Origin of the sequence: Nonomuraea sp. NPDC048901 (genome assembly GCF_040649695.1) — a bacterium.
Taxonomy (GTDB): domain Bacteria; phylum Actinomycetota; class Actinomycetes; order Streptosporangiales; family Streptosporangiaceae; genus Nonomuraea.
The window spans coordinates 12,845-38,634 of the sequence record NZ_JBEZFW010000020.1 but is presented as its reverse complement, the minus strand read 5'-3'; the positions used below and the strand labels follow the sequence as shown (position 1 = coordinate 38,634).

Here is a 25,790-nt window from a genome sequence, read left to right as displayed (position 1 = left end):
ACGGAGAGTCACGGGGAGAGATGTCGAGTTCAGCTCGCGATCAAGGTGGTGTTGCTGTGCGCGCTCGCGGGCCTAGGAGGTCGGGCAGTTCTCGCCGCGGCGGCCTCCTGGCTCCTGCGGCTCGGACCCCTCGTACACGTTCAGGGTCGCCTTGCCCGGCTCCGTCATGGAGCCGTTCTCCACCAGCCACGAGTCCGGCACCGACTGCTTCGTTCCGCCGGTTAGGGGATCCATGTCCTCGAAGCTCTGGATGGTCACGCCGCGCTCCTGCAGCATGCCGCGCACCTCTGCCACGGTCCGGCCGATGTAGGGCTGGCAGTGCAGCGGCTCGCCCAGGCCGTCGATCGTGGTGCTGTTCTCGAACAGCTCGCCGGGCCGGGCCTCGCGCCCGAGCGTGATGTCGGCGGGTCCCTGGAAATTCTCCGGGATCTTCACCCCGATGGGGCAGCCGCCCATCTTGTCGCAGGTCCCCGGCTGGTCGATGGTCTTGATCTCGTCGAGGTACCGGTGCTCAGTGGGCGAGGTGGGGAAGATGGAGCCCACCCACGACGGCGTCGAGGGGATGAGCCTGAGGGTCACGTTCAGACCTGCGTCACGGAGCTGCGCCTGGTACGTGCCGGCGTCGGCGTACAGGTCCTTGATCTCGATGACGTAGTACCCGTCCTCCTTCCTGATGTCGAGCGCCGCGGCCGTCCCGGGTCCGAGGCCGAGCCCGGTGGGCAAGAGCCAGCTCAGAGCGAGGAACGCGGCGGTCAGCAGGGCCACGCCCGGCACCGCGGCGCGCAGGATCAGCGGCCGGTGCGCGCGCCGCCCTGCCGGTGCGACGGCCCTGGCTGTGGCGGGCTCGGCGGCCATGATGTCGCGCATGAGCTCGTGGGCCGCCTCGGTCATGCCGGGCCCGGCGCCGGGGGACAGGTGGGCGACCACGCGGTCCACGCTGTTCTTCATGATTTTCCCTCCGCGAGTGCGACGGCGCGCAGGCCGTAGGTGGTCAGGTCGAGGTCGGCGGCCGCCAGTTCCTTGGCCAGCCGCTGGCGGGCGCGGTGCAGGCGCAGCCGCGCCGCTCCGCGCGAGCAGCCGAGCACCTTGGCGATCTCGGCGCTGCTCAGCCCTTCCCAGCCGACCAGGGCGAGCAGTTCCCGGTCGTCGGGCGACAGGCGTCTGAACGCCTGGTGGGTGGCCTCGCCGTACTGCTCGGCCACCGGCCTGGACCAGGTGGACAGTTCCGCGCGCAGCCGCGCGGCCAGCGCCGATCGGCGCTCCTCGGCGCGGAAGTGGTTGGCGAGGACCCGCCGGGCGACGGCGTACAGCCACAGCCGGGCCTCGTCCCCCGCGGGAATGTCGTCCAGCCGGCGCCAGGCGGTCGTGAACGTCTCGGCGATCACGTCGGCGATGTCGTCCGTGGACTCGGTACGTCGCGCCACATAGGCGGCGATGGCGGGATAGTGCGCCAGGTAGAGCTGCTCGAAGCGTTGCTCCGGCGCCGGGGGGCCGATGTCGCCTTCTCTCCGTTGTTTGGACACATCTCAGCAGATGTCCGGCTTAGCGGCTCTGTTTCACAAGAAGGCCTATTTTCCCGAAAGGTTTTCACCGGAGACCCCGTAACACCCTGCCGTATCCGGACATTTGCTCATGCGTTGCCGCTGAACGTACCTGAGCGTCGTCGGCGGCGATCGGTCATGCAGCCGATAGAGAGGAAACGCATGAGGTTAGGCAAGGGCCTGCTGGCCGCCATCCTGGCAGTGACGGCCGGCGTCACGACCGCCCCGGCACCCGCCGCCGCGACGCCGGCCCCGACCCCGTGGGTCGCGAGGCAAGAAGGCACGACGAACCGGCCGACCGGCACGGTGACGCTGATCACCGGCGACCGCGTCATCGTCACCGCCGCCGGGCATCGGGTGGAGCCGGGAGCGGGCAGGCAGGTGCACTACAGCAGCCAGTACCGCGACGGCCATCTGTACGTCTACCCGTCCGACGCCCATCCGCTGGTGGCCAAGGGCGTTGTGGACGAGCGGCTGTTCGACGTCACGCAGCTCCTGGCCTGGGGGTACGGTGACACGAAGCGGAGCGACATCCCGCTGATCACGCAGTCGGCCAAGGGGGAGGCGCCCGCGCTCCGGAGCGCGCGCCAGGACCGGCGGCTGTCCTTCCTCGGCATGTCTGCCGCTGAGGTGCCCAAGAAGAGCGCCGCCGAGACGTGGAAGGGCATAACGGACGGCGTCCAGACTCTGACCGCCGGCCGGACGAAGATCTGGCTGGACGGCCACCGCTCCTTCACTCTCGACCAGAGCGTCAAGCAGATCGGCGCCACCGAGGCGTGGAAGCAGGGCTTCACCGGCGAGGGTGTCACGGTCGCCGTGCTCGACAGCGGCTACGACCCCACACATCCCGACCTGAAGAACGTCGTCACGCAGGCACGCGACTTCACCGGTCGCGACGACATCCGCGACAGGAACGGGCACGGCACGCACGTCGCGTCGATCCTCGCGGGAGCGGGAGAGAAACAGCGCGGCGTGGCGCCCGGCGCGAAACTCGCCATCGGCAAGATCGGCGACATCGTGATGCAGGAGTCCGACATCGTCGCCGGCATGGAGTGGGCCGCGGCCGAGGTCAAGGCCAAGGTCATCAACATGAGCATCGGCGGCCCGGACACGATCGACGTGGACCCGGTCGAGCAGGCGGTCAACACGCTGTCGGAGCGTACCGGCGCGCTCTTCGTCGTGGCCGCGGGCAACGACGCCAAGCCCGGTACGGTCTTGAGCCCCGGCAGCGCCGACGCGGCCCTCACGGTCGGTGCCGTCGGCCGGGACGACAAGGTGGCCGACTTCTCCAGCAAGGGCCCCCGGCTCAACGACCATGCCATCAAGCCGGACCTCACCGCCCCCGGCGTCGCCATCAAGGCGGCCAACGCCAATGGCGGTGCCGACGCCCCGTACGTCGCCAGGAGCGGCACCTCGATGGCCTCGCCCCACGTGGCGGGAGCCGCCGCGATCCTTGCCCAGCGCCATCCCGACTGGAGCGGACAGCGGCTCAAGGCGGCCCTCATCGGCAGCGCCGCCCCCAACGGGAGCGCCAAAATCTACGAGGAGGGCGCCGGACGCGTGGACGTGGCCCGCGCGGTCTCCCAGCAGGTGGCCGCGACGACCGGCAACGTCTGGGCCTCCTTCCCCTGGAACGGCACTGGCGAGCGCGTGGCGACCAAGACGCTCACGTACGCCAACTCCGGCGACACCCCGCTCACCCTGGACCTCGCCGCGGACGGCGAGGGACTGGAGCTGGGGTCCAAGCGGCTGGAGGTGCCCGCCAAGGGCGAGGCGTCGGTCGAGCTGACGATCCGCGCGGAGGGCAAGGCGCCCGGGGACTATCCCGGCGTCGTCACCGCCAGGTCGGGCGCCACCGTCGTGCGCACGCTCGCGGGCGCGTTCGTGGAGCCCGAGACCCACACCCTGACCGTCAAGACCATTGAGAGGAACGGCCAGACACCCCGCGCCGCCATGGGTTATCTCTATCAGCTCGAGACCGATACCCAGAAGACGCTCTCGTTCGACGACCAAGGCGTCGCAAGAGTACGGGTGCCCAAGGGCGAGTGGAACCTCTACGTCAACGTCTACAACTCGGACCAATCCACGACCGCGCATCGGCCCGTGACCATCGACGGCGCGGACCAGGAAGTGACGGTGGACGCGCGCCAGGGTAAGGAGATCACGTTCACGGTGGACGAGCCGACCGCCGTCCAGGACGGCAGTGAGCAGATCACCCTGGCCAACGGCTGGTTCAGCCAAGGCTGGGCCAGCTTCGGTGACGACGTCTACGCTCTGCCGGTGCGCCAGCCCGGCCTGAAGTACCTGGCCGGGAGCACCTGGCACAAGAAGGACGCCGCGCCGAGCCCGTACCGCTACGACCTGGTCGACTACCGCACCGGCGGAATTCCGGACGACCTGTCGTACACGGCGCGCACGCGTGACCTGGTGAAGGTGAGCGCGACGTACCGGGCGCCCGGCGTGCCCGGCACGGCCGACGTGATCGTGGGGCCGCTACTCCCCGGCGGGTCCTGGGCAGGGGGCGCCTGGCTGTCCGAGAGCCCGAGCCTGAATCTGCCGGCCACCATGACGCACTACCGCACTCCCGGCTTCGCCTGGGAAACCGGCATCACCACGGGCACCCACTGGGTGTCCGGCGTGAGCCAGGTGCTCGGCCGGCGGCCCGTCACCGAGCTGTGGAACGCCGCCGTGACCGGCCCCGCCTTCGGCACGTCCGCGGGCAGCCGCGACGGCGACTGGCTGAACTTCAACGTCGACGGCATCCTCGCCGACGGGCGGGCCGGGCTGATGGGCGGCGACTACGACATCACCGGCAGCATCGCCCTGGCCCGCGGCGAGGAGAAACTGGCCGAGACCGATCTGGCGACCTGCGAACCCGGATACACGGAAAGTTGCCGGCTGGACGTCCGCCTGCCCGCCGAGCCGGCGGCCTACACGCTGACCGCGTCGGCCCGGCGGCCGTCGGCGCTGTCCACGAAGGTCGAGTCGGCCTGGACGTTCCGGTCGCAGCGGACGGCCGAACCCCGGCCGCTGTTCCTGACCGCCGTCCGCTACGCCCCCGAGGGTTTGGACGACCACAACCGCGCCAAGCCCGGGTCCACGACCGTCGTCCCGGTGAGCCTCCAGCGCAACCCCGGCGCCTCCGCGCCGCGCGCCACGTCGATCACGCTTGAGGCGTCCTTCGACGACGGGGCGAACTGGCGGCCGGTCCGGCTGGCCCACGCCGGCTCAGGATGGACGGCCCGGATCGCGAACCCGGCCGCACCAGGGTTCGTCTCACTGCGCGCCAAGGTCACGGACGCGGCGGGTGACCGCGTGACGCAGACCATCACCCGGGCGTACGCCATCGGGTGACGGGTCCGCACTCCGGCCGCGCGGGCGCCAGCCTCCCGCGCGGCCGGCCGGACACGGTGAATCTGGACACTGCCGCGGTTCCGTGCCGGAGCAGTTCCTCGCCGACCACGAGCCCAAGCCGGAATAGGGGCCGTTCTTGGCGCCGCGCGCCTTCATCCGGATGTGGGACATTTGCTGAGGGCATCCGACCCGGAGACCTGTCGTGGTACCAAGTCGAGGAAGTCGCGACATGACACTCCCCACAGCCACCGCGGCGGAGCGCAGGCACAGCCCTTGGCTTGTCCTCTTCGTTCTCTGCCTCGGCTTTTTCATGATCCTTCTGGACACGACGATCGTGAACATCGCGATCCCGCAGATGGGTGATCACCTCAAGGCGTCCCTGTCGGACATCCTGTGGGTCATCAACGCGTACATCCTGATCTACGCGGTCCTGCTGATCACCGCCGGGCGTCTGGGCGATCTGTACGGCCCCAAGCAGCTGTTCATGATCGGTCTCGTGGTCTTCACCGGGGCGTCGGCCGCATGCGGGTTCGCCCAGAGCCCGGCACAGCTCATCGTCTTCCGGGTGATCCAGGGGCTGGGCGGCGCACTGCTCACCCCGCAGACTCTCTCCGTCCTGACGATGATCTTCCCCTCGGAGAAACGTGGTGCGGCGTTCGGCGTCTGGGGCGCGGTCGCCGGTGTGGCCACGCTGGCCGGGCCGCTGCTGGGCGGCTGGCTGGTCACCGACTTCGGATGGCGCTGGATCTTCTTCGTGAACCTGCCCGTCGGCGTGATCGCCCTGGTGCTGGCCGGGATCGTGATGCCGAACCTGCGGCTGAACCGCCGGCACCGGCTGGACTGGGCCGGCACCGCGTTGGTCACCGTCGCGCTCTTTCTGATCACGTTCGGTCTCATCGAGGGGCAATCCCATGCCTGGGGGAAGGTCTGGGGTCCGATCACGATCGTGGAGATCCTCATCTCCGGCGTCGTGATGCTCGGTCTCTTCTTCGTGCATCAACGGGCGCAGCAGCGCCGGGAGCCGCTGGTCCCTTTCCAGATCTTCCAGGACCGGAACTTCTCCGTGATGAACGTCGTGGCCGCGTCGATCGCGTTCGGCATGCTCGGCTTGTTCCTGCCGTTGACCATCTTCCTGCAGTCGGTACTGGAACTGTCCGCGTTGCAGGCGGCCCTGACCTTGTCGCCGATGGCGCTGATCTCCATGGTGGTGGCGCCGCTGGCCGGGCGTGCCGCAGACCGGGTCGGAGGCAAGTGGATCTTGTTCGTCGGTTTGTCGCTGTTCTCCGGTGGCATGGGCGTGCTGATCGCGTCCTCTCATGTGGATACCAGCCGGCTCGATCTGCTGCCTGGGCTGATCGTGGCCGGCTTCGGGCTGGGCATGACGTTCGCTCCGATGCAGGCTGTCGCGATGCGCAACGTCGAGCCGCGAATGGCCGGCGCCGCCTCCGGCATGATCAATACGACCCGGCAGCTCGGCGGGGTGATCGGGTCGGCGGCCGTGGGCGCGGTGCTGCAGGCCCAGATCTCCACCCACCTCAAGAGCGCCGCCGCGGCCGACGCCGGTCAACTGCCCGCGCAGTACAGGGCGCAGGTTGTCGACACACTGAGCCACGTGGCCTCAGGCAGCCAGGACATCGCCGGCGGACAGATCGCCCCCCACCTGCCTGCCGGGATCCCGGATCAGGTACGGGCCCAACTGGACACCTTCTTCACGCTCGTCTTCCAGCAGGGCTTCGTGGGTGCCATGCGGGCGACGCTATGGTTGCCCATCGCGGTCATGGGGTGCGCGGCGCTCGCCGTGATGCTCGTACGCGGGCGATCGGACCGCCGCTCTCGGACCGAGAGGAACGAGCCGGAATCCCCTCCCGCGCCCCCGCTCGGGTCCGCGCCACCAGCCCCTGAGTAACTAACAGACATCGCCTTTGCGGCGAACTCCGGCGCCTACAACGCCGGCATCGCAGCGGGTGCCGCGCTTGGGGCACTGGTCCTGCCGCTCGCCGAGGGACGGGGCACCTTCCTCGTCGGAGGGCTGCTGACCGTTGGGTCCTGCGCGGTCCTCTTCGACGGCCGGCTGTCACGTAGGCGCCGTCATACAGACGATCAGCGGGAGCAGGTTCGGTCCTATAGCGCTGGGGCGAACAGTTCGGCATCGGCCTGGAGCGGGGTCCTCATTCGAATGGGGCCAGGTGGCTGGCGTGTTTCCGCGGAGGGCGGTCGTTTCGCCAGTCGTCCAGTCGGATGAGGTTGACAGCGATGGCGGAGACGATGTGTTCGAGGTGGACTTCTTGATGCCGCGGTAGCGGGTGCGGCGCAGGCCGGTGCCGGTGACGGCTTGGTGGATGGTGGCCTCGATGCTGCATCGGAGGGCGTATTGGTCGTGCCAGGCGGGGTGGTTTGTTCGGTGCGGGCGGAGTCAGGGTTTCCTGGATTGCGCAGGGGGTCACATGCCGAAACGGCAGTAGTTTGGCCGGCGCCGCCGCGTCGGTCTGCCGGACGCGCTGGCCGTCAATAGGGCGGGGGAGGGCGCCGTGTTCAAGCCGTTCGCGTACCTGTGGCGGGAACACCCGTACGGGCCGGATCTGGACGGTGTCCTGGTCAACGCCTCGCTCGCCATCATGTCGATCCGCCAGGCACTGCCTCCTGGCTGGGCCCGGAGCGCGCCGCCGCCCAGGTCTTCACGGTGGCCTGCCGCCGGTCTTGTCTCGCATCTCCAAAAATCTACTTTGTAAAGGCGTCCGGGCGGAGCAAAAACCCAAACACATAATCGAATAAATACCCTCATTTAGACCCAGAAGGCTTACGGAGGGTCACGGGTAGAGCTGGTCGGCGACCTCGCGGACCCGGGTGGTCACCCGCAGCAGGCATCGCAGAGTCTCGGTGTCGAGGTGGTCCATGATGGCGCGCGACGACGGGGGGCAGGTTGTTCTCTTGGGAATGTCGCTCAGCCTGTTCGCCAAGCTTCATCCGATCGACAAGGGAACCGTGTCGCGCTATCTCAACAGGACCGTGCCCGCCACCAAGAAGAGATCGCGCAGCTGACGCGACAGCTGAAACTGGCCCGCGAACGAACGTATCGGGCTGAACGCCGGGTGCAGGCGCTCGAAGACCTTCTCGATCAGCTGGAGGCCCAGGAGCCGCCCGGAGGCGAGCACACCAGCCTCAACCGCGACCGGATCAGGATGCAGGACGCGACCACCCGTCTCCGTTGTCCCATCCCGACGACAGCGTTGCTTGAGTTCTTCCATCCACAGCACGGCTCCCACCCAGCTCGGTTCGACGCAGTGGACCGGGCGATGGCAGATCCCGCTGGTCGTCCGTGGCATCAGGCTCACCTGCCCACTCCCAGCCGATCATCGCGGCCACCCAGATGATCCGGTCGATCTCCGCGTCGGCCTGCGCTCCTTGGACTCGCCGATGTCGCGCCCCTGACGGACCGCCTCGATCCACCGGTCGATCCGGTGGCGGGCGTCCCGGGCCATCTCGTCGTCGACGCCATGCACCAGGCGTACGACGTAGCCGAGCGCCGCGGTGGTGTTGCCGCTGGAGCCACCGCGGCCCTCGGGCATGCGCCCGCTCATGTAGTAGCGGAGGTCCACTTACAGCTCGCGCACCCCGGCGTGAATGGTCATGAGCAGCGGGCCGGCCTCGGCATGCCTGGGGCGCCGGCTACGGCCGAGGCGGCCGGAGATGCACACTCCGGCGCAGGTGCGCCCAGCCTCGTTTGAGGGCTTCGCGGACCTTCAACTCCGATCACCAACTCTCGGATCGAGTGCCTGCCAGGCGCGGGCTCGGCAGGTTCAGCGTGCGGACCTGTTCACGGTGCGCAAGCACCTGCGCGTGAAGTGCGATGAGCTCATCCGATGAAGCCGCAGCCTTCTCGGCCTGCGCTTGGACGATCGCGAAGCCGGTCCGGGGCGTCATTCTCCGGTGGTGTCCCACTGTTCAAAGGCGAACTGCATCACGAAGAGGAACGCGACCGCACGGACATACCAGACGATGAGCTGGTGCTGCTGTTCGCTGGTCAGAGCAGGAGTCTGCACCACTTCCAGCTCGGCCGTCGCGGTGAACGTGACGGTGACGGAGGCGGGGATGTCGCGGTCATCGCCGCTCGTGCGGCGGAACAGCCATTGGCGGTAAGCCGCTACATCACAGGTCGCGGAAGTCGCCAACGACTGTTCCACCGGTATCGACCCCCGGGGAGGCCATGCAGCCGCGCCCGGCTGCATGGGACACTGCTGGGGTGACCGCACGACGTATCGCCTACCAGGGGGAGCCCGGCTCGAACTCCCACTTGGTGTGCAAGCAGCACTACCCCGACTGGCATACGGTGCCGTGCGCGTCCTTCGAGGATGTGTTCGCGGTGGTGGAGAACGGCGAGGCCGAGCTGGCGATGATCCCGATCGACAACTCGATCGCCGGCCGGGTCGCCGACATCCACCACTTCCTGCCGACCTCGGGCCTGCACATCATCGGCGAGCATTTCCTGCGCATCCAGTTCCACCTGATGGCGCCGCCGGGTGCGACCCTGGACACGATCAAGGCCGTGCACAGCCACGTGCATGCCCTCGGCCAGTGCCGCCGGATCATCCGCGAGCACGACCTGGTGCCGATGATCGCCGGTGACACCGCCGGCGCCGCGCGCGAGGTGGCCGAGGCGGACGACCCGACCCAGGCGGCGATCGCGCCGCCGCTCGCGGCGGAGATCTACGGCCTGCACATCCTCGCCCGCGACGTCGAGGACGAGGAGCACAACACCACCCGGTTCGTGGTGCTCAGCCCCAACTTCGTGCAGGCACCGCGCGGCGAGGGCCCGGTGGTCACCTCGTTCGTCTTCAACGTCCGCAACCTGCCGGCCGCGCTCTACAAGGCGCTCGGCGGGTTCGCGACCAACGGCATCAACATGACCAAGCTGGAGAGCTACATGGTCGGCGGCCACTTCGCGGCCACCCAGTTCCTCGCCGAGGTCGACGGGCACCCCGAGGATCCCGGCCTGAAGAACGCGCTGGAGGAGCTGGCGTTCTTCACCACGGACGTGAAGATCCTCGGGGTCTACCCGGCCGACCAGTTCCGCACCGACTGAGTCCCGAGACGGGGCGCCAAGGCGCCACTGTTGGGTCACGATACTTGCCACCAGGCGAGTACCACCAGCTACCACACCCGCGTTGATCGCCAGGGCACTCTGGAGGCTGTTGCGGCCTTGGACGGCCAGCCAGCCGGCATGGCCCGGCCTCGCAGGCCGGGCCATGCCGGTGGATCAGTAGCGTTCGGCGATGCCGGAGTTGATCTCGACAAGCGCCAGCGTGGTGTCGGTGAAGGCGACCACGTTGCTCAGCGGTGGCAGCGGCAGTGTGGCTTGTGCGTGGCGGGCGGCGTCGCCCACGGTCCGCAGGCCCAGCCGCTCGATGGTCACGGTGTGGACGGCCGTCGCGGCGTTTATCCGGCGGTCGGCCAGGTTGAGGTAGGTGGCCAGGAGTTCGGCCTTGAGGGTTCTGGGCTGTAGCAGCGGCAGCCGGAAGGTGTCGTTGACCTCCTGCTGGGTCAGTCGGCCGTCGGCCGGGGAGGTGTCGAAGCGGGTGTCGGTGGCCTGCACCCTGGCCAGCAGTTCGGCCGTGCGCGTCGCCGGGAGGCTCGCCCAGATGGTGGAGATCTGCGGGTTACGGCTGGGTGCCGCCTCGGTGACCGTGGAGGTGCTGGAGGCCGAGACCGGGTCGTAGGCGCAGCCGTTGGCGTTGCCGTAGGTGACCTTGGCCTGGCCGGTCAGCCGGGTGCCGCCCTCGGTGAGCAGGCTGGAGCGGGTGGTGAACTCCACGCTCTTGGCGGCGCCGGCGTCCGCCGTGCCCAGGTTCCAGGTCAGGATCCGGCCGTTGACGTTCGCCGGGCGCGGCCCGGTGCCCTGGTCGAGCGCGGTGCTGTAGTAGACGCCCTCGGGGAGCGTGTACTGCAGGGTGACGCCGGTGGCGGTGGCGCTGCCGGTGTTGGCGGCGGTGAGCTTGGTGGTCACCGCCTCGGCCGCGTTCGCCGTCGGGGTGGCGGTGGCCGTCAATGTCAGCTTCGGGGCCTTGATCCGGGTGGTCGCGGAGTCGCTGTTGTTGGCGGTGTCGGTCTCGGGCTCCTCGGCCAGGTTCTTTGCCGTGACGGTGGCGCGGTTGGTGAGGTCGGTCGTGTCGGCCGTGGTGCAGGGCACCAGGTAGGTGAAGGTCTCAGTGTGGGAGGCCTGCGCAGCCAGTTCCGGCAGCGCCCGGTTCACTGCGGTGCCGTCGGGCAGGGTGTCGGTGAGGCTTACCGCGGCGGCGCGGCCCTTGCCGATGTTGCTGGTCTTCACCTGGTAGGTGAGCGTGTCGCCGGGTAGCGCGGTCGCCTTGTCGACGGTTTTGGCGACCGTGACGTCGGGCTCGTAGAAGTTGCGCCGCGCCAGCTCCGAGCTGACCACCTGCCGGAACGAGATCTCCGGCCCCGAACCGGTGATGGCCACGCCCTTGAACTTCAGGCTGGCCCAGTCGTCGTGCCCGGTCAGGACCGTCTCCCGCCCGCTGTCGCCGCCGCCGGGCGTGGACTGGCAGGTGTTGTCCCCGCCCGCCAGGATGTCGTCGCCTATCCGGACGTCGTTCGGGTTGACGGTGCTGTTGAGGCCGTTCGTGCCGCCTAGCACGCAGACGTCGTCGTCGGCGTTGATGTCCACGGCCAGGGGCGGTGTCGCCGGGTCGATGATGGGCTGGCCGGCGGTGTCGAAGTTCGCGTTCCAGTTCAGCGGCCCTCGCCCCGGCCCGAACCTCTCGTTGCGCATCGGGTCCAGCCAGCGGGTGAGGTCGGTGCCGTCCTGGATGCCCATCGACTCGTTGAGGGCGGTCCTGTCCAGGTCGGGCAGGTCCTCGCGTGAGTAGTCGAGGCGGCGGGCGGCGTCGCGGCCGGGGGCGATCGGGATGCCGCCCGGGTCGAAGGAGTAGTTCATGACGCTGAGGTAGTTGGGTTTGTGATTGGTGCGGATGCTGCCGCCGTGGGCGAGTCCGAGGGCGTGGCCCAGTTCGTGCATGATCGTGCCCGACTGGTCGCGGACCGTGCCGACCCGGGCGTTGTCCCGGCCGGTGCCCGGAGGCAGGACCTGCTCGTCATCGGGGCGGGGGACGAGGGTCGTGTCGACTTTGCTCTCGCAGTCGCCATTGGTGCCGACGTCGATCTCGTTGGTGCCGAGCAGCACGTCGTCGCCGCCGAGCTTGGTGTCGATGACGCCGTTCGTCCCGGGCGCGACGCACAGGGTGCGCCAGGAGCCGAGCGTGATCAGGAAGTCCTTGTCGGCGTCGCAGCAGACCCCGGACACGCCGGCCGCGTTAGGCTGGTCGTGAGCGGCGATCGCGTAGTGGGCGTAGGGACGCAGCAGCGGGCTGAGATTGGCTGTCCGGAACCTGCGGAAGTCGTTGTCGAGCCCGATTGTGGCCTGTTCGGCGATCGGGTTGCCCTCGATGTAGATGAAGTCCACACCGACTGGGGTGGGCACCCCCGCGTACCGGCAGGGCCGTACGGGATCGACCGGCGCGTTCGCGAACGCGTTCTTGGCCTCGGCGATCGCGGCGGATTTGGGTTTGTGGTTCTCGGCGGGCGAGGTCATGTAGTCGATGGTCACGATGACGCTCTTGCGGCAGGGGTTGATGCCCATCGCCGCCAGGTCGTAGCGCATCGTGCCGTCCGCCTCCCTGATGCCGAACCGCTCGATGACGTCGTAGATGCCGTCCTCGTCGGTGTCGGGGAGGGTGGCGGGATCCACCTTGATGTCGATGCCGATCGTGGCCGCGACGCCGTCGTTGACCTCGGGGAAGTTCGGGTCACCGTCACCGGTGATCCGGCCCTGGCTCGGCGTGATCCCGTCGGCGACGCCGCGCCAGGAGCGTGTGCCGAGGTCGAAGTCCAGGTTCAGCTCGTCGTCCTGGTTGCCGGGGCTGATGTCCATGAGATCGTCGCCGAAGTTGGTGCCGTCGTCGTAGTCCCACAGCCTGATGAGCACCGGCACGGTGAATTTGTCATCGGGCACGGAGACCGTCCTGGTGAAGATCCAGGGGTCGGGGAAGGTGCTGGGGTCGAAGACGTCGTCCTGTACGTACGGCTTGCGCAGGACGGGATCGCCCGGTCCGTCGCCGATGCGGATCTCGGGGAAGTAGTCGCCGTCCCCGCCGTCGTCGTCCGGGTTCTCGTGCTGCTGGACGTGGTTGATGGTCAGCGTGATGGTGACGTCTGTAGCGGCACTGGCCACCGAGACGATCGCCGTGTTGAGCGCGATGAGACAGAGCACGACCAGCGGGATGACAACCAATCGGCTGAAATGTGGTGGATGACGCATGCGCCCAACGATGAGGACCTTGCGGCGGTACGGCATGAGTAGTGGCTACTCAACCGTGCAGGCGGTCAAGAACCGCGGACTCACGGCAGACTAAGCAGGAGCAGATTCCGACCGCTGCACCACATCCCAGCCGACCTCGATCGATCGCTATCTGGGGTTCTTGGCCTCTTCTCGCAGGGTCAGAGGTGAGATGATCCTTTCAGGCTCGTAAGGCGTGTGACCGATCTTGAAGGCATGTTGCATCGATAGCGTGGCCGGGCGTTTTGGCCGATCGCGCGATGGCGGCAGAGGCAGATACCGACGCACGGGCTGGCCAGGATGCGGCCGTCCGGGCCGAATGCCAGCCCATACACCACGCTGACGTGGCCGATGAGCCGGAACGCCGGCGAGGCGGCGGGTTGCGGTGTTCCGCGGGGCCCCTTTGCTATGTCTTGACTGCGCACCGCTTTTGACCTGGGTAAACTCCCTCATCGCACCCCCGTGTCGGTTGAACCCGAGGGGGAGCATCATGGCTACGCTTCGCACTGCCGGTCCTATGCTGGCACTCGCCGTCGACTACCTGCCTGAGCCCGTCGGCTCGGCGCGGCGTGCCTTGGGGCAGGACGTCGACGCTCTTGCCCATTCTGCGCGCCTGCGGGAACGTCGGAAGGTGTGAGGCAGCCCCAGCTTTCCCCCATCAGCCGCATGGTGGTGGCCATCATCGCCGGAATCGTGCTGGTGCCGGAGGTTCTGCGTTTGCTGACACCCAGCGCGGATCGGCTGTCGGTGTCGCGGGCGGCGCTGTTCACCATCCCTCTCGCGCTGGGTGTGCGGACGGTGCGCGCCGATTGGCGGGCTTGGCCTCGGCTGTCCCCGTATGTGCTGGCGGCTCCTGTGGCCCTTTGCCTGTGGCTGCTGCGGGAAGGGCTGGATGCGGCCGCCGCCACTGAGGGGACCGCCGTGCTGGGGGCGGGGGTGGCGGTCTTGGCGGGGTTCCGGCTCGTCGTTGAGGTGCCCATCGCGCTCGTGCTGGTCGGGGGCCTGTTCAGTCCGGACGACTCCATCTTCCGTACGTTCGCCGAACCCTCGCTGTACGCGGCGATGGCCGGGATGGCGGTGTATCTGCTGGCGTTCGGCGCCGAATCCTGGGTTCCCAGGCTCGTGGCCGGTGGCCGGTGGCGGACCGGTCTGTGGCTGGCGCGGCTGGTCGCGGCTCCCGGTCCGCTGGTGGATCCAGACCTGCGCTGGTCGGCGTACTCGACGTTGGCGATGGTTCATCAGTCGCTGAACCGTCCCGAGCGGGCCGTACGGTTGCGGCGGTGGCTCTCTAGGCTGGCCGGTCGGCGCCGCGACCCCGCCGCCAGATGGCAGGCGCTGTACGACCAGGCCGTGGCCGAGCGGCAAGCCGGGAACCCCGAACGGGCGCTGCGCGTGCTCGGCCAGGCTCGCCAGGCGATCGGCGACGCGCCGGGCACACCTCTGGAACGGGAACTGGGCAAGATCGATCTGCTGGGCGTGGAGTACAACGTGCGCCTGGGCCTCGGCGACATCGACGCGGCGGTCGCGACGCGGAAGGCGGCACTCGACCTGATCGAGGCCGCGTACCTTCTCCTCCCCGGAGTGGACCCGTCGGCCCGTGCGGCGACGCGCCGGCGCATTCAGGAGGAGCACGCGCAGACGCTGCGCACGCTGGGCGACCTCTACTCCGATCACCTCCTGGACTACTCGGGGGCGGCATGGCACTACCGCGACGCCGTGAAGCTGGCCGAAGACTTGAGAGATCCCTTCGTCCGCTATCCCCTGTACCACAGCGTCGCCACGCTGTACGCACGCCGGGAGCGCTACGCGGAGGCGGGGGAGCAGTTCCGCCAAGCGCTGGCCCTGGCCGAATCCGGGCGGCTCGGCGACCTCACCACGCCCTCGGGCAGCAGCGCCAGGGCACTGGCGCTGAGCGGCCTGGCCAACACCGCCCGCCAACAGGGCGATCTCGACGAGGCGATCCGCCGGTACGACGAGGCGATACGCGCCGGCCGCGCCATTCCGGGCTGGAACGTCCCGGCCGCGACCTTCCTCGGCGCGGGCGCGGCCCACCTGGAACACGGCGACACGGCCCGTGCCATCGAACTCCTGCGAAAGGCGCTCGACGGCGGCCTTGGCGAGTCGCAGATCCGCATCACTCATCTGGAGCTCGGGAAGGCCTACGAGCAGGCGGGCGTGCCTCGGACCGCCTACGACCACTACCGGCGCAGCATCGAGATGCTGGAGCGCTCGCGCGCCAGCATGGAGGCCGAACAGGACCAGCTCCACTTCTACGGGTGGGAACCCCGTGTGCAGGTGTACGAGCGGATGGTCGCCACCTGCCTCGCCCTGGGCCGCACCGTGGAGGCGTATGACTACGTCGAACGGGCCAAGGCGCGCGCGATGCTGGAGGCGCTGGGCTCTCATTCGTCCAGGCGATGAACCTCGTCGATGGCGCCTCCTCTGGCCAGCAGGGGGATCAGCCCGGCCAGCCCGCCGAACCGCACGCGGGCGCGAAGCTGAAAGCGCGCCCGGACCGGCCGGCCTTTCGGCGCCGACACCAGCAGGCGCAGTTCGCGGTCGGCGTGCAGGTAGCGCTCGCCGAGCGCGAGGAAGTCCCAGTAACCCCGGGTGAACCCGGCGCCTGAGGAGACGATGCGGGGATGGTAGACGGTCTGGCTGCTGGAGTACTCGGGCTTGGCCTCGGCGCTCAGCGCCTTGGCGGCGCTCGAACTTCAGCCCGATTCCGACGGTGGTCTTGAGTTCGACGGGCTGATCCGCCATGACCTCGCGCGGCGCCATGTCCCTGATCACCGCGTCGGGTGTCGGGGTGAGGTCCACCATCAGCCGCGACCAGACGAACCGGCACTGCGGATGCGAGTGGACCACGCACTTCAGCGGAACGTCGCACACGGTGTCCGAGACCCGGCTCGTCTCGCCCCGGGACAGGGCGATGCGGTTCTCCCGCACCAGTAGCCGGATGTCGCGGTCCCCGATGATCCGGCCGGCCGCGTCGGCGTCTCGCTCCGCGGCCAGGCCCTCGTCGTCGACCTCGAGCGGGGTGTCGGCGATCAAGCCCATGACGTCATTCCTACCCCCAGGCGCCCACGAGGGTAAAGGGGGCCCAGTGGTGCGGCGAGGTCCAGCGCGGGTCCGTCTTGGTGTCCACGATGGCCTGCCGCAACGCGTCCGCCTTGTCCAGCCGGGACAGGTGCTCGTAGAAGCGCCGCATCAGGTGGGCCGTCGAGGCGTCGGCCACCCGCCACCGGCTGACCACGAGACTCGCCGCCCCGGCCAGGAGGAATGCCCGGGTGAGACCGACCAGTTCGTCGCCAGGATGGCGGGTGTTGACGCCGGTCTCGCATCCGCTCAAGGTCACCAGCCACGCCGACATGTCGCCTACATCGCGAGCGGTCAGCATTTCGCCTCCGGCCAGTTCGAGACCGGAGGCCAGCGCGTCCGTCTCGTCGAAGCGCGCGTGCCCGGCGAAGTGCACGATGTCGGCGCGCGACACCGCCTCGGCGAACGCCTGCCGCGTGACCCGCTCACCCACCTGAGCGGTGGCCCCGAGGCGGGCCGCCACGGCGGCGACCTCTGCCCGGGCGTCCGGGAGATCACCGCGCGGATCCCCGAACACCGCCGCCGAGCCGCGTTCGCTCCGGGTCCGGTGACGTTCGCGGACCGCGTGCAGAACGGACGCGCTGGGCGCGTAACAGACGGGATTCCTTTCGATGAGATGGCCGCCGTCCACGCGCAGCGCGTGCAGGGGAAGGTAGTGCAGCAGGCCATGGGGCACCAGAATCACCAGGTCGCCCGGCTCGCTCCACCGGCTCAGCGGCTCGATCAGCCGGTCGTGGGCGTACCAGAGCTCCTCCAGTCCCATCGAGACCAGCTCTCGTACGCCGCCCGCGTGCCCGAAGGTCGTGACCACGAAACGCCGCAGGTCTTCTTGAACCAGCGGCAGCCGCACGACCTCGGGCTCCGCGAGCTCCGCCGCCACGCCGAACAGGACGACCTCATCGCCCATGGTGAAGAACTCGACCATGACCGTCCGCCGCCCGGACGCCGACAGCGATGCGCGAACCTCCTGGTAGGACAGAGGAGCACCGGTCTGGGAGGGCATGCCGCAATCGTCGCACGAACGTTACGACCAGATCGGCGTGACCGCAGTTCGATCGACTGTGCGCATCGCTTTGCGCAGGGCGAGCCGAAGCGACGCCATGATCCTTACCGATCTTCAGCCGGCTCCATGAGGGTCAGCGCACCCGCCGGCGATCTCCTCCTTGATCAGGGCGCGCAGGGCCTCGTTGGCCTGGGGCGGCGCGCGGCCGCCCCTGGGCACGTCAGTGGTTGCTGCACTCCATGTGGGCATAGACGCCGTTGGCCCGAGCACGACCCAACCGTCCCATCAAGATCAGGAAATAGCGTCGCATGATGCACCTCCTTCACTTTTGGATCACCTGCGGCAACAAAAGGGACCCATGGGAAAGCTCGCTCGTCGTTGACTCCCGAGTCGGTGCTAGACGCGGCCGATGATCTCCAGCACGAACGGCGCGGCGACGACGAGGACGGCGATGACGATCAGCAGCGCGATCACGTTGCCGACGAAGCTCGACCGGCCGGAGCGGCGCGCCAGCCGCGCCGAGTCCTGAGCGGATTGGCGCGCCCACTGGGCCGCCCTGGCCGCGTTCTGGTTGGTGTTGTTCTGGCTCTGCCACGATGAGAAGTTCGGGTTGGTCATGACGATCTTTCCTTTCGTATCGTATGGATCAGGCCGGGCCGTCCCGCGACCTCCGTGCCGAAACGCGTGTTCGGATGGCGCCGGCGAGCAGAGCGGCGCCGAGGGGCCCGGCACCCAGGAGGTAGGGGGCTCCCGGATCGCCGGTGAGCGGGCCGAGCAGAGCGGCGAACGCGATGACCGCTCCAGCCGCCGGCCGGACCAGTCCGGCGCGGGCGAGCCCGTACGCCAGCAGCGCGATGCCGGCGGCGGCGGCACAGGCCAAGGCGAGCCGCGGGACGGACTGCGCCGCGACCCACCGCCCGCCGGCGACCCGCAGCGTCGCCTCGACCATCCAGGCCGAGGCGACCACCCCGAGCAGGGCCAGTGCGACGGCGGCCCGCCCCCGTCCGGCGTGCCGCGCGATGTCGCGGTACACCGTCGCGGTCGCCGCCACCCCGGCCCATGCGCCGGCCCCCCACATCACTTCGGCGCATGCGGTCAGGGTCCCGGCGAGGCAGAGCATCGCCGAGGCCAGCAGCCCCAGCCCGCCGAGCGCCCGCGCTCTCATGTTCGTCGTCAGGGCCGGCGGTGCGGGCTCAGCAGTGCTTGCTCAGCGACATGTGCTTGATGAGCGGGAACAGGCCGGGGTCGAACTCCGCCTCGGTGTCCTTGATCTGCCACCGGTACGGCTCGGTGTGGCTGGGCATGTTCATGACGAATTTCGTCAGGTTCGTGGGGTTGGAGCGGGTGTGTCGCAGCCAGCCGAGCACGGCGCCGTTCTCGTCTTTGATCTTCGCCCACATCAGCCAGGCGTCGCCGTCATCACTGCTGGTGACCGTGCCGTCGAAGGAGGCCTTGCCGGTGGAGGTCAGGGTCCATCGGGCACCCGAGAACATCGTGCAGTCGCCCGCCCGCATCGTTCCGAAGTAGAAGGTCTTGGTGGCCAGGGCGGTGGTGCCCTGCGCGTGGGCGGTTCCGGTGGTGGCGAAGGTCAGCCCCGCGATCAGGGCCGCAGCGGTCGATATGGCGCCCAGTGTCCTTCGGGTCCCGCGCATGGGATCGTCCTTTCCTGAAGGTGGCTCGTCGATCGGTCACCCTCAGGGTGGGCGATACCGTGTCCCGTCGTCATGGGTCCCGGGTCCCAGTCGATCCGGGAGGTTGTTCCCGGGCGAAAGGGGCCTTCATGAGGATTCGGGCGCTCCGCCGAGTCCCGCCTCGCGGGCCCGTACGATCGCCGCGGGCCGGTCGGCCAACTGCAACTTGGTCAGTACGTTCGAGACGTGGTTGCGCACGGTCTTGCCGCTCACGCCGAGGCGCCGCGCGATCGCCGTGTTGTCCAGGCCCCGTGCCACCAGCCCGAGCACCTCATGTTCCCGCTCGGTGAGCTGCGGGAACGGGGAAGCCACGACGGCCTTGGAGAAGTGCGCGAGCAGCCGCGTCGCCACGCCGGCGCCGAAGACCGCCTCGCCGCGGGCGACCGCGCGGACCGTGGCCGTGATCTCCTCGGGGCCGGCGCCCTTGAGCGCGTAGCCGTGGGCGCCGGCCCGCAGGGCGGCCAGGACGTTCTCGTCATCGTCGTACATCGTCAGGATCAGCGCACGCGTGGGCAGGCCGGCGGCCCGCATCCGGGAGGTGACCGTGAGCCCGTCGCCGACGGGCATGTTGACGTCGAGCACCGCGACGTCGGGCCGGTGCTCGATCGCCGAGCGCAGCGCTTCCTCGCCGGTCGCGGCGACGGCGAGCACCGTCATGTCCTCCTCGGAGTCGAGCAGGGCCCGCAGGCCCGACGCGAACACGGGGTGGTCGTCGGCAAGGATCAGCCGGATCATTGTGCCCTCCCAGACTCGCCCAGATCCGCCGGCAGGAAGGCGCGCACACAGGTGCCGCCCTCGGGCAGGGAGCATATCGACCATTGCCCGCCGACCTCGGCGGCCCGCTCGCGCATGGAACGCAGCCCCACCCCGGGTGCCCGCTCAGGATCGAGCCCGCGGCCGTCGTCGCGTACCGTCACCTCGACGCCGTCGGCCGCCAGCGCGATCTCGGCGGTGCAGCCGGTCGCGCCGCTGTGCCGGACCGCGTTGGTGATCGCCTCGACGGCGATCCGGTAGGCCGCCGTCTCGACCGCGGCGGGCAGCGGCGGCAAGCCTTCCTCGCCGATGACCTCGATCGGCATCGCTCCCGCCAGGCTCGCCGCTCGGGAGCGTACCGCTCCGACGATGCCCAGCTCGTCCAGCGCGGGCGGGCGCAGCGCCTCGACCAGGCGCCGGATGTCGCTCAGCGACGCGCTCGCCTCCGCGGAGATCTCGCCGAGCAGGGAACGCGCCGCCGAGTCACCCGGTACGGCGCGGGCCGCCAGCGCGGCCTTGAGCCCGATCGCGGCCAGCGTCGGTCCCAGCCCGTCGTGCAGGTCGCGGCGGAGCCGGCGGCGTTCGTCCTCCCGCGAGGCCACCACCTCGGCGCGGGAGCGGGTCAGGTCGTCGTGCAGCCGTACCGCCTGCACCGCGCTTCCCACCTGCTGCGCCAGCGAGGCGATCAGGCTGAGGTCGATGGGATCGAGCGGGTCGTCCGAGCCGCGCGCCGAGACCAGCAGGAGCCCGACGAGCGTCCCGTGGTAGCGCAGCGGCTCGGCGTGCACCTGGCCCGCCGCGACGCCGTGCCGGGCCGCCGGGTGGCGCTCGCCCGCGCCGTCCACCAGGTCGATCGCCACGTACGGCACGCGTAACGACCGGGCCACGGTCTCCACGATCGCCGGTAGCATCTCGGCGGGCAGCAGTACCGCCTGCAGCCGTGTCCCGAGGCGGGTCAGCGCCCCCTCCGGGTCGTGGCGGTCGCCGTACATCACCCGGTTGACGGTGCTCTGCGCCGCGTTGCGCAGCGGCGCCAGCGCGAGCGCCGCACTGGCCGCGGCGAGCGCGGCGGCCACGGTGCCCGACAGCCGCAGCACGCTGACCAGCAGCGCGACCACGGTCGCGTACCCGGCGACGAGGATCGCGACCATGGTGGCGTACACCAGTGAGCGGTTGGCCAGCCTCTCGACGTTGAACAGGCGGTGGCGGCGCAGCGCGACCCCGATCCCGGCCACGAACGGCAGTCCCGTCAGGCCGAGCGCGCCCCAGGGCAGCGGCTGCGTTCCGGTGATCAGTTCCGGCAGGTGCCAGCCCGCGATGCCGAGTACGGCCGCGGCCGCGCCGCCGCCCAGCATCCAGCGCGTCCGCCCGCGCATCAGCGGATCCGGGTTGCCGCGATAGCTGATCGCGCCCCAGACCGTCCCGGCCACCAGTACCAGCGCCACCACCGCCGTCTGACCGCTGTGCAGCAGGCCGAGCCACCGCAGTGCGTCGGGCGCCAGCAGCGCCGCGACCCCGCTCCACGCGGCCATCGCGGCCAGGGGCGCGGCGTAGGCGACGGCGATCGTCTTGCGGGTACGGGGTGACAGAGGCTGGCGAGCCGTGAACGCGAGCACGAAGGCCAGGAACGCTCCCCAGCCGATGGAGTACGACACGATCGCGTTGATGTGGAACAGCCAGAGCTGAGGGCCGCCGGTGGCCAGCGCGAGTGCGGGCAGCCCGACGGCGACGGTGAGCGTGCTGCCCAGCAGCCCGGCCGCGAGCACGAGCAGCGGGGCCGTCGCGGGCGCCTCGGGCCGCCGCAGGTACAGCGCGGCCGCCAGTCCCGCCAGCGCCAGGACGAACACGAGATTGCCCCAGCCCTGCACGAGCAGCGGGTACGGATCGGGCCGATCGACGCGTACCGCCACGACCGCGTCCTGGCCGGCCACGCCGTACGGGACGCTCGCGCCCAGGCCGGGACGAGAGACGGCGCCGAGCCCGTCGGCCAGGCGCCTGCCGGCGACGGCGATCACCAGGTCCCCGGTCCGCAGCCCAGGCCCCGAGGGCGCGGCCGGCACGTCCACCACGACGCCGTCGAGACGCCACGTCGACCAGCCCAGCCGCACGATGCTGCCGTCGGACGGCGCGTCCAGCGAGACGGCGGTCGCGACGACGCCCAGCACCACCAGGACGATCGCGACCGCGGCCGGAACCCTGCGCGAGCGTCGCATCGAAGCCAACCAGGACAGCCGCGCGGACACACCCCCATCCTCACCGACAACCGGCCGCGAAACCACCGGCCCGCGGGACAGGACGGTCCTGAGCCGATGGCGGCCCGCCGGCCGGTAGGTCACGAGTCGCGTCGGGCGCTGGAGGAAATGCCGGCCCGGCCCTCAGAAACCCGCTGCCACCGCGGCGCCCAGCCCCAGCAGGACGACGCCGGTGGTCACGCTGAGTCCCCGCAGGACGGTCGGCCGCGACACCAGGGCGCGCCCTCGGCTGACGGCCCAGGTGAGCAAGGTGTACCAGGAGGCGCTGACGAGCGCCCACAGGGCTCCCAGGGCGACGGTTGACAGGAACACCGGGCCATTCGCGGTCACGAACTGGGGCAGCACCGAGACGGCGAACACGCCCGCCTTGGGGTTGCCGAGATTGGTGATCAGGCCGGTGAGATATCCGCCCGTGAAGCCGGTGCGGCGCCCGCCCTCGTAGGCCGGGGGAGTGGGGACGGTGGTGAGCGCGGTCCGTAGGGTGTTCACCCCGAGGATCATCAGCACGATGCCGCCAGCGATCCGGAGCACCGCGTACGCGGTGGGGCTGGCCAGCAGGACGGCGGACAGCCCGGCCGCGGCGGCCGTGGACCACAGCAGGAAGCCGGTGGCGTTGCCCGCGAGCGTGCCTCGGACCGTGCGTTGCCCGCCTTCCAGAACCTGCCGGATCATCAGGGCTTGACTCGCGCCTGGCAGCATCGCCAGCAGCAAGGTGGTGGCGATGAAAACGGGCACATGCGTGGGCATGGAGAAAGAACCCCTTCCGGGGATTGCGGCCGATGAGTGTCCCACGAGTCTTCCTCGCCCGTACCCGTAAGAGAAGTTAAAAGAGAAGGGTGCAGCGTTAGGATTAGTGAATGCTGGTGGATCCGGGACAGCTGCGGCTTCTCGCGTTGATCGAGCGGCACGGCTCCCTGACGGCGGCGGCTCACGCGCTCCAACTCACGCCCGCGGCGGTCACCCAGCAGGTGGCCAAGGCCGAACGCGACTGGCAGGTGCCCCTGGTCATCCGTGGTCCTCGTGGAGCAACGCTCACCGCGGCCGGTGCGCTGCTGGCCTCCCACGGTCGAACCGTGCAGGAGGCATCGGACAAGGCCGAGGCGCAACTGGCCGCACTGCTCGGCCACCTGTCGCTCCGTCTGCGGATCGGCACGTTCCAGGCGGCTGCCCTGCACCTGCTGCCACCCGCCCTGACGGCCCTGCGGCACCGCCATCCGGACGCCGACGTCTCGGTCGTGGACGTGGTGTCCGGACGCGGAGCGGACGAGATCAGCGCGGGGCGCCTGGACCTGGCCATCGTCGCGTCCTGGGGCGCACCGCTCACGCCGCCCCCACACCTACGGGGCCACTCGCTGCTGCTGGACCCGATGGTCGTGGTTCTCCCCGATGACCATCCACTGGCCACCGGGCAGCCCGCGGACACCGAACTTCACCTGGAACAACTGCGCGACGAATCGTGGGTTTCCATCCTGGCCGGCCATGCCGCCCGCGAACAGTTCCACGACGCCGCCCGCGAGGCCGGCTTCACTCCCACCGTGCGGTTCGAGACCGAGTCCTACGACGTCGCCCAGGCCCTCGTCGGCACCGGCATCGCCGTGGCCCTGGTCTCGCGCCTGGCCCTGACCCATGCGCCCGGCACCGCCCATCGCGAACTGGCCCACCCCAGGCCCTACCGCCACCTCTACGCCGTGACCAAAGCCGACGCCGGCCTCACACCACTGGCAGACATGCTCATCGACCTCCTCCGTGATGTCGCCCGCGACATCACCGCCACCTGGGAGGCTCCCCTCTAAACGTCGCCGAGGTAGCCGCGGGGCCCTCGAGGTACGCCGGCCGTAGCTAACGCGAGCGCAGGGCCCATCGCCGCGGGAGGCGGGAGAGAGCCAGGGCGCTGTACCTGGAAAGCCTGGAAGAGATAGGCCAGCAGGCGCCGGCCCGGACGGCTTGTCACCCCGGTGCAGGCCATCTCACTGCTCGCCGAAACCTTGACTTCGACGGCCTCTCGCCGGCCTCGCCTCCATCCTCGCCTCGACCCTCCACGGCAGCAGACGCATCCGCGTCTTCAGCGGCAACCCCGGCACCGAACTGCTGGCCCAGATCACCCGTTACGCGGAGCACGGCGACATCGTCCCCGTCGTGGACACCGTCCACCCTCTCGACCGGCTCGCCGATGCCCACCGGGCCCTGGAAGCCGGTGGCGTCCGCGGCAAGCACGTCATCCAGATCCGGTGAGGGGGCGAACACTCACGTAGGATGTGTTGTTCATGACCTCCACGCGACCGCGCAAGCTCCGGAAGGATGCGGCGGAGAACACCGAGCGGCTGATCGCCGCAGCTGTGCGTGCGGGGCTGGCCGAGGGTAAGTTCGTTCCGCTGGAGCAGATCGCCGCCGAGGCGGGGGTCGGGATCGGGACGCTCTACCGTCGCTACCCGAACCGGGAGGCGCTGCTTGAGGCGATGGCGGTCCGCGCCTATCGTCTGATCCTGGCCGAGGCCGAGGACGCGCTGACGTCCGGCGATACCGGTCATGACTCGATCAGCCGGTTCCTCCATCAAACCTTCGCTCATCGCGACGAACTGGTGCTTCCGCTCCACGGAGCGCCCATGACCGAGGGCACCGAGTCCGCGAAGCTGCGCGCGCGCATGCAGCAGACCATGGGCGCCATCCTCGAGCGCGGCCATCAGGACGGTTCGGTCCGCGCGGATGTGAATGCGGGGACTGTGGTGCGTTTCGGGGCGATGCTCGCGCAGCCGATGTCGAACGTGCCCGGCTGGGCCGAGGCGGCCGCCGAGTTGCGCGCGGTGTTCCTGCGCGGCATCGCACCCGATCGCGGTTAGTTCGACGCGTCAGTTCCCGGCGCGCGCGGGACCCTGGCCGGATACCCATGCCGCGAAGTCGCGCGCGTCGGGGACGAGGTGGCGCGTGAGGTCGAAGTCGGCCTGGTAGGCGGGGACGGTGGCGAACCACTGGAACATCGCTCGCATGTCCTCGTCATCACGGAGCACATCGATCGGCAGCCCCTCGTACCGCGTCGGCCGGCCGAGCTCGGATGCGACCCGGTCGGCCACCTGAGCCATGGTGAGCTCATCGCCGGCGAGTTCGACCGCGTCACCATCGATGACATCCGGGGCGACCAAGAGACGCGCGGCGGCGGCGCCGATGTCGCGAACAGCGATCATCTGGAGCGGAACGTCACCCGCGACCGGCAGGCGAAGCACCAGCTCCCCACTCCCGCCGTCGGCGAGCTGCGGCGCCAGGTTTTCCATGAAGAACGTCGGGCGGACGAACTTCGTCGGTACGACCTCGCCAAGCCGCTGTTCGACCCGGTGCTTGCTCTCGAAGTGCGGGATCCCTGTCGCTCGCTCCGCCCCGCCGACCGACGAGTACACGACGTGCGGCACGCCCGCGCGTGCTGCGGCATCCGCGACGGTCACACCGCGGCGCGCCTCGCCCTCCGTGCCGTCCGCTCCCTCGAACGTCGTCATCAAGAACAGTGCCGCGACCTCGGTGAGTGCCCGCTGGAGCGATTCGCCGTCCTCCTGGTCGGCGGCGACGACCTCCACGCCGCGGGCTCGGAGAGCGTGTGCGCCCGCGGCTTCGGCGTCGCGAACCAGGGCGCGAACCGCCTGCTTCCGCGCGAGCAGAGCATCCACCACGCTGCCGCCCTGCTGTCCGGTCGCGCCGATCACGGCGATGGGCTGCTGAAGCTGAGCCATGAGTCATCCAATCTGAGTAGATGACCCTTAAAGC

At 69.8% G+C, this 25,790-nt stretch carries 23 protein-coding genes and 1 pseudogene; 8 read left to right on the top strand and 16 right to left on the bottom strand.

Features of this window, described 5'->3' with window-relative positions; translation table 11 throughout:
• Nucleotides 1-72: 72 nt before the first annotated feature.
• Nucleotides 73-948, bottom strand: a complete 876-nt coding sequence (locus AB0C30_RS46525) for a hypothetical protein (protein WP_357956409.1) — start codon at nt 946-948, stop codon at nt 73-75.
• On the bottom strand, nt 945-1,523 hold the full coding sequence (locus tag AB0C30_RS46520; protein WP_357956407.1) for an RNA polymerase sigma factor: 579 nt from the start codon (nt 1,521-1,523) through the stop codon (nt 945-947). Before AB0C30_RS46520 ends, AB0C30_RS46525 begins: the two co-directional genes overlap by 4 nt.
• A 180-nt stretch (nt 1,524-1,703) precedes the next feature.
• On the opposite strand from AB0C30_RS46520, the gene AB0C30_RS46515 reads away from it, so the two are divergent.
• Both AB0C30_RS46515 and AB0C30_RS46510 read left to right on the top strand, forming a co-directional pair.
• Nucleotides 1,704-4,895 (top strand): S8 family serine peptidase, encoded by a 3,192-nt coding sequence (locus AB0C30_RS46515; protein ID WP_357956406.1) that lies wholly within the window; start codon nt 1,704-1,706, stop codon nt 4,893-4,895.
• A 229-nt stretch (nt 4,896-5,124) separates the two neighbouring features.
• Nucleotides 5,125-6,801 (top strand): MFS transporter, encoded by a 1,677-nt coding sequence (locus tag AB0C30_RS46510; protein WP_357956405.1) that lies wholly within the window; start codon nt 5,125-5,127, stop codon nt 6,799-6,801.
• A gap of 168 nt (nt 6,802-6,969) precedes the next feature.
• On the opposite strand, the pseudogene AB0C30_RS46505 reads toward AB0C30_RS46510, so the two are convergent.
• The 5 genes and pseudogenes from AB0C30_RS46505 to AB0C30_RS46485 form a co-directional block, all read right to left on the bottom strand.
• A pseudogene (locus AB0C30_RS46505) lies at nt 6,970-7,287 on the bottom strand (hypothetical protein); the annotation flags it as partial.
• Between the two features lie 415 nt (nt 7,288-7,702).
• Nucleotides 7,703-7,852, bottom strand: a complete 150-nt coding sequence (locus AB0C30_RS46500) for a hypothetical protein (protein ID WP_357956403.1) — start codon at nt 7,850-7,852, stop codon at nt 7,703-7,705.
• A 33-nt stretch (nt 7,853-7,885) separates the two neighbouring features.
• Nucleotides 7,886-8,140, bottom strand: coding sequence for a hypothetical protein (locus tag AB0C30_RS46495; RefSeq protein WP_357956402.1), 255 nt, complete (start codon nt 8,138-8,140; stop codon nt 7,886-7,888).
• Nucleotides 8,141-8,245: 105 nt separating this feature from the next.
• Complete coding sequence (locus AB0C30_RS46490; RefSeq protein ID WP_357956400.1) at nt 8,246-8,491, bottom strand: hypothetical protein; 246 nt, start codon at nt 8,489-8,491, stop codon at nt 8,246-8,248.
• 321 nt (nt 8,492-8,812) lie between these two features.
• The gene (locus AB0C30_RS46485) at nt 8,813-9,076 is read right to left on the bottom strand and encodes a hypothetical protein (RefSeq protein WP_357956398.1); all 264 of its coding nucleotides are present in this window, start codon (nt 9,074-9,076) and stop codon (nt 8,813-8,815) included.
• 59 nt (nt 9,077-9,135) lie between these two features.
• On the opposite strand from AB0C30_RS46485, the gene AB0C30_RS46480 reads away from it, so the two are divergent.
• Nucleotides 9,136-9,975: a prephenate dehydratase gene (locus tag AB0C30_RS46480; protein ID WP_357956396.1), complete on the top strand. Its 840-nt coding sequence runs from the start codon at nt 9,136-9,138 to the stop codon at nt 9,973-9,975.
• 174 nt (nt 9,976-10,149) lie between these two features.
• On the opposite strand, the gene AB0C30_RS46475 is transcribed toward AB0C30_RS46480, so the two are convergent.
• On the bottom strand, nt 10,150-13,197 hold the full coding sequence (locus AB0C30_RS46475) for a CARDB domain-containing protein (RefSeq protein ID WP_357956394.1): 3,048 nt from the start codon (nt 13,195-13,197) through the stop codon (nt 10,150-10,152).
• A gap of 678 nt (nt 13,198-13,875) precedes the next feature.
• Between AB0C30_RS46475 and AB0C30_RS46470 the strand changes: the two genes are divergently transcribed.
• Nucleotides 13,876-15,663 (top strand): tetratricopeptide repeat protein, encoded by a 1,788-nt coding sequence (locus tag AB0C30_RS46470; RefSeq protein ID WP_357956392.1) that lies wholly within the window; start codon nt 13,876-13,878, stop codon nt 15,661-15,663.
• On the top strand, nt 15,660-15,869 hold the full coding sequence (locus AB0C30_RS46465; RefSeq protein ID WP_357956390.1) for a hypothetical protein: 210 nt from the start codon (nt 15,660-15,662) through the stop codon (nt 15,867-15,869). The genes AB0C30_RS46470 and AB0C30_RS46465 overlap by 4 nt, the downstream gene beginning before the upstream one ends.
• 443 nt (nt 15,870-16,312) lie before the next feature.
• Here the strand turns inward: AB0C30_RS46465 and AB0C30_RS46460 are convergent, their stop codons facing one another.
• From AB0C30_RS46460 to AB0C30_RS46430, 7 genes are all read right to left on the bottom strand, one after another.
• On the bottom strand, nt 16,313-17,344 hold the full coding sequence (locus tag AB0C30_RS46460) for a CHAT domain-containing protein (protein WP_357956388.1): 1,032 nt from the start codon (nt 17,342-17,344) through the stop codon (nt 16,313-16,315).
• A gap of 396 nt (nt 17,345-17,740) precedes the next feature.
• Complete coding sequence (locus AB0C30_RS46455) at nt 17,741-17,962, bottom strand: hypothetical protein (RefSeq protein ID WP_357956386.1); 222 nt, start codon at nt 17,960-17,962, stop codon at nt 17,741-17,743.
• Between the two features lie 28 nt (nt 17,963-17,990).
• Complete coding sequence (locus AB0C30_RS46450; RefSeq protein ID WP_357956384.1) at nt 17,991-18,509, bottom strand: hypothetical protein; 519 nt, start codon at nt 18,507-18,509, stop codon at nt 17,991-17,993.
• A 28-nt stretch (nt 18,510-18,537) separates the two neighbouring features.
• Nucleotides 18,538-18,996: a DUF6294 family protein gene (locus AB0C30_RS46445; protein ID WP_357956382.1), complete on the bottom strand. Its 459-nt coding sequence runs from the start codon at nt 18,994-18,996 to the stop codon at nt 18,538-18,540.
• Between the two features lie 126 nt (nt 18,997-19,122).
• Nucleotides 19,123-19,770, bottom strand: a complete 648-nt coding sequence (locus AB0C30_RS46440) for a response regulator transcription factor (RefSeq protein ID WP_357956380.1) — start codon at nt 19,768-19,770, stop codon at nt 19,123-19,125.
• The gene (locus tag AB0C30_RS46435) at nt 19,767-22,031 is read right to left on the bottom strand and encodes a GAF domain-containing sensor histidine kinase (protein ID WP_357956378.1); all 2,265 of its coding nucleotides are present in this window, start codon (nt 22,029-22,031) and stop codon (nt 19,767-19,769) included. The genes AB0C30_RS46440 and AB0C30_RS46435 overlap by 4 nt, the downstream gene beginning before the upstream one ends.
• A gap of 132 nt (nt 22,032-22,163) precedes the next feature.
• Entirely contained in the window at nt 22,164-22,787 is a 624-nt protein-coding gene (locus AB0C30_RS46430) for a LysE family translocator (RefSeq protein ID WP_357956377.1), read from the bottom strand.
• Nucleotides 22,788-22,897: 110 nt separating this feature from the next.
• Here AB0C30_RS46430 and AB0C30_RS46425 point away from each other — a divergent pair, with 110 nt between their 5' ends.
• The 3 genes from AB0C30_RS46425 (at nt 22,898) to AB0C30_RS46415 (ending at nt 24,877) form a co-directional block, all read left to right on the top strand.
• Nucleotides 22,898-23,833, top strand: coding sequence for a LysR family transcriptional regulator (locus AB0C30_RS46425; RefSeq protein WP_357956375.1), 936 nt, complete (start codon nt 22,898-22,900; stop codon nt 23,831-23,833).
• A gap of 226 nt (nt 23,834-24,059) precedes the next feature.
• Nucleotides 24,060-24,272: a zinc-binding dehydrogenase gene (locus AB0C30_RS46420; RefSeq protein ID WP_357956701.1), complete on the top strand. Its 213-nt coding sequence runs from the start codon at nt 24,060-24,062 to the stop codon at nt 24,270-24,272.
• Nucleotides 24,273-24,304: 32 nt separating this feature from the next.
• A complete protein-coding gene (locus AB0C30_RS46415) occupies nt 24,305-24,877 on the top strand; it encodes a helix-turn-helix domain-containing protein (RefSeq protein WP_357956373.1) in 573 nt (190 codons plus the stop codon).
• A 9-nt stretch (nt 24,878-24,886) separates the two neighbouring features.
• Here the strand turns inward: AB0C30_RS46415 and AB0C30_RS46410 are convergent, their stop codons facing one another.
• Complete coding sequence (locus tag AB0C30_RS46410) at nt 24,887-25,756, bottom strand: NmrA/HSCARG family protein (protein WP_357956372.1); 870 nt, start codon at nt 25,754-25,756, stop codon at nt 24,887-24,889.
• Nucleotides 25,757-25,790 lie beyond the last annotated feature (34 nt).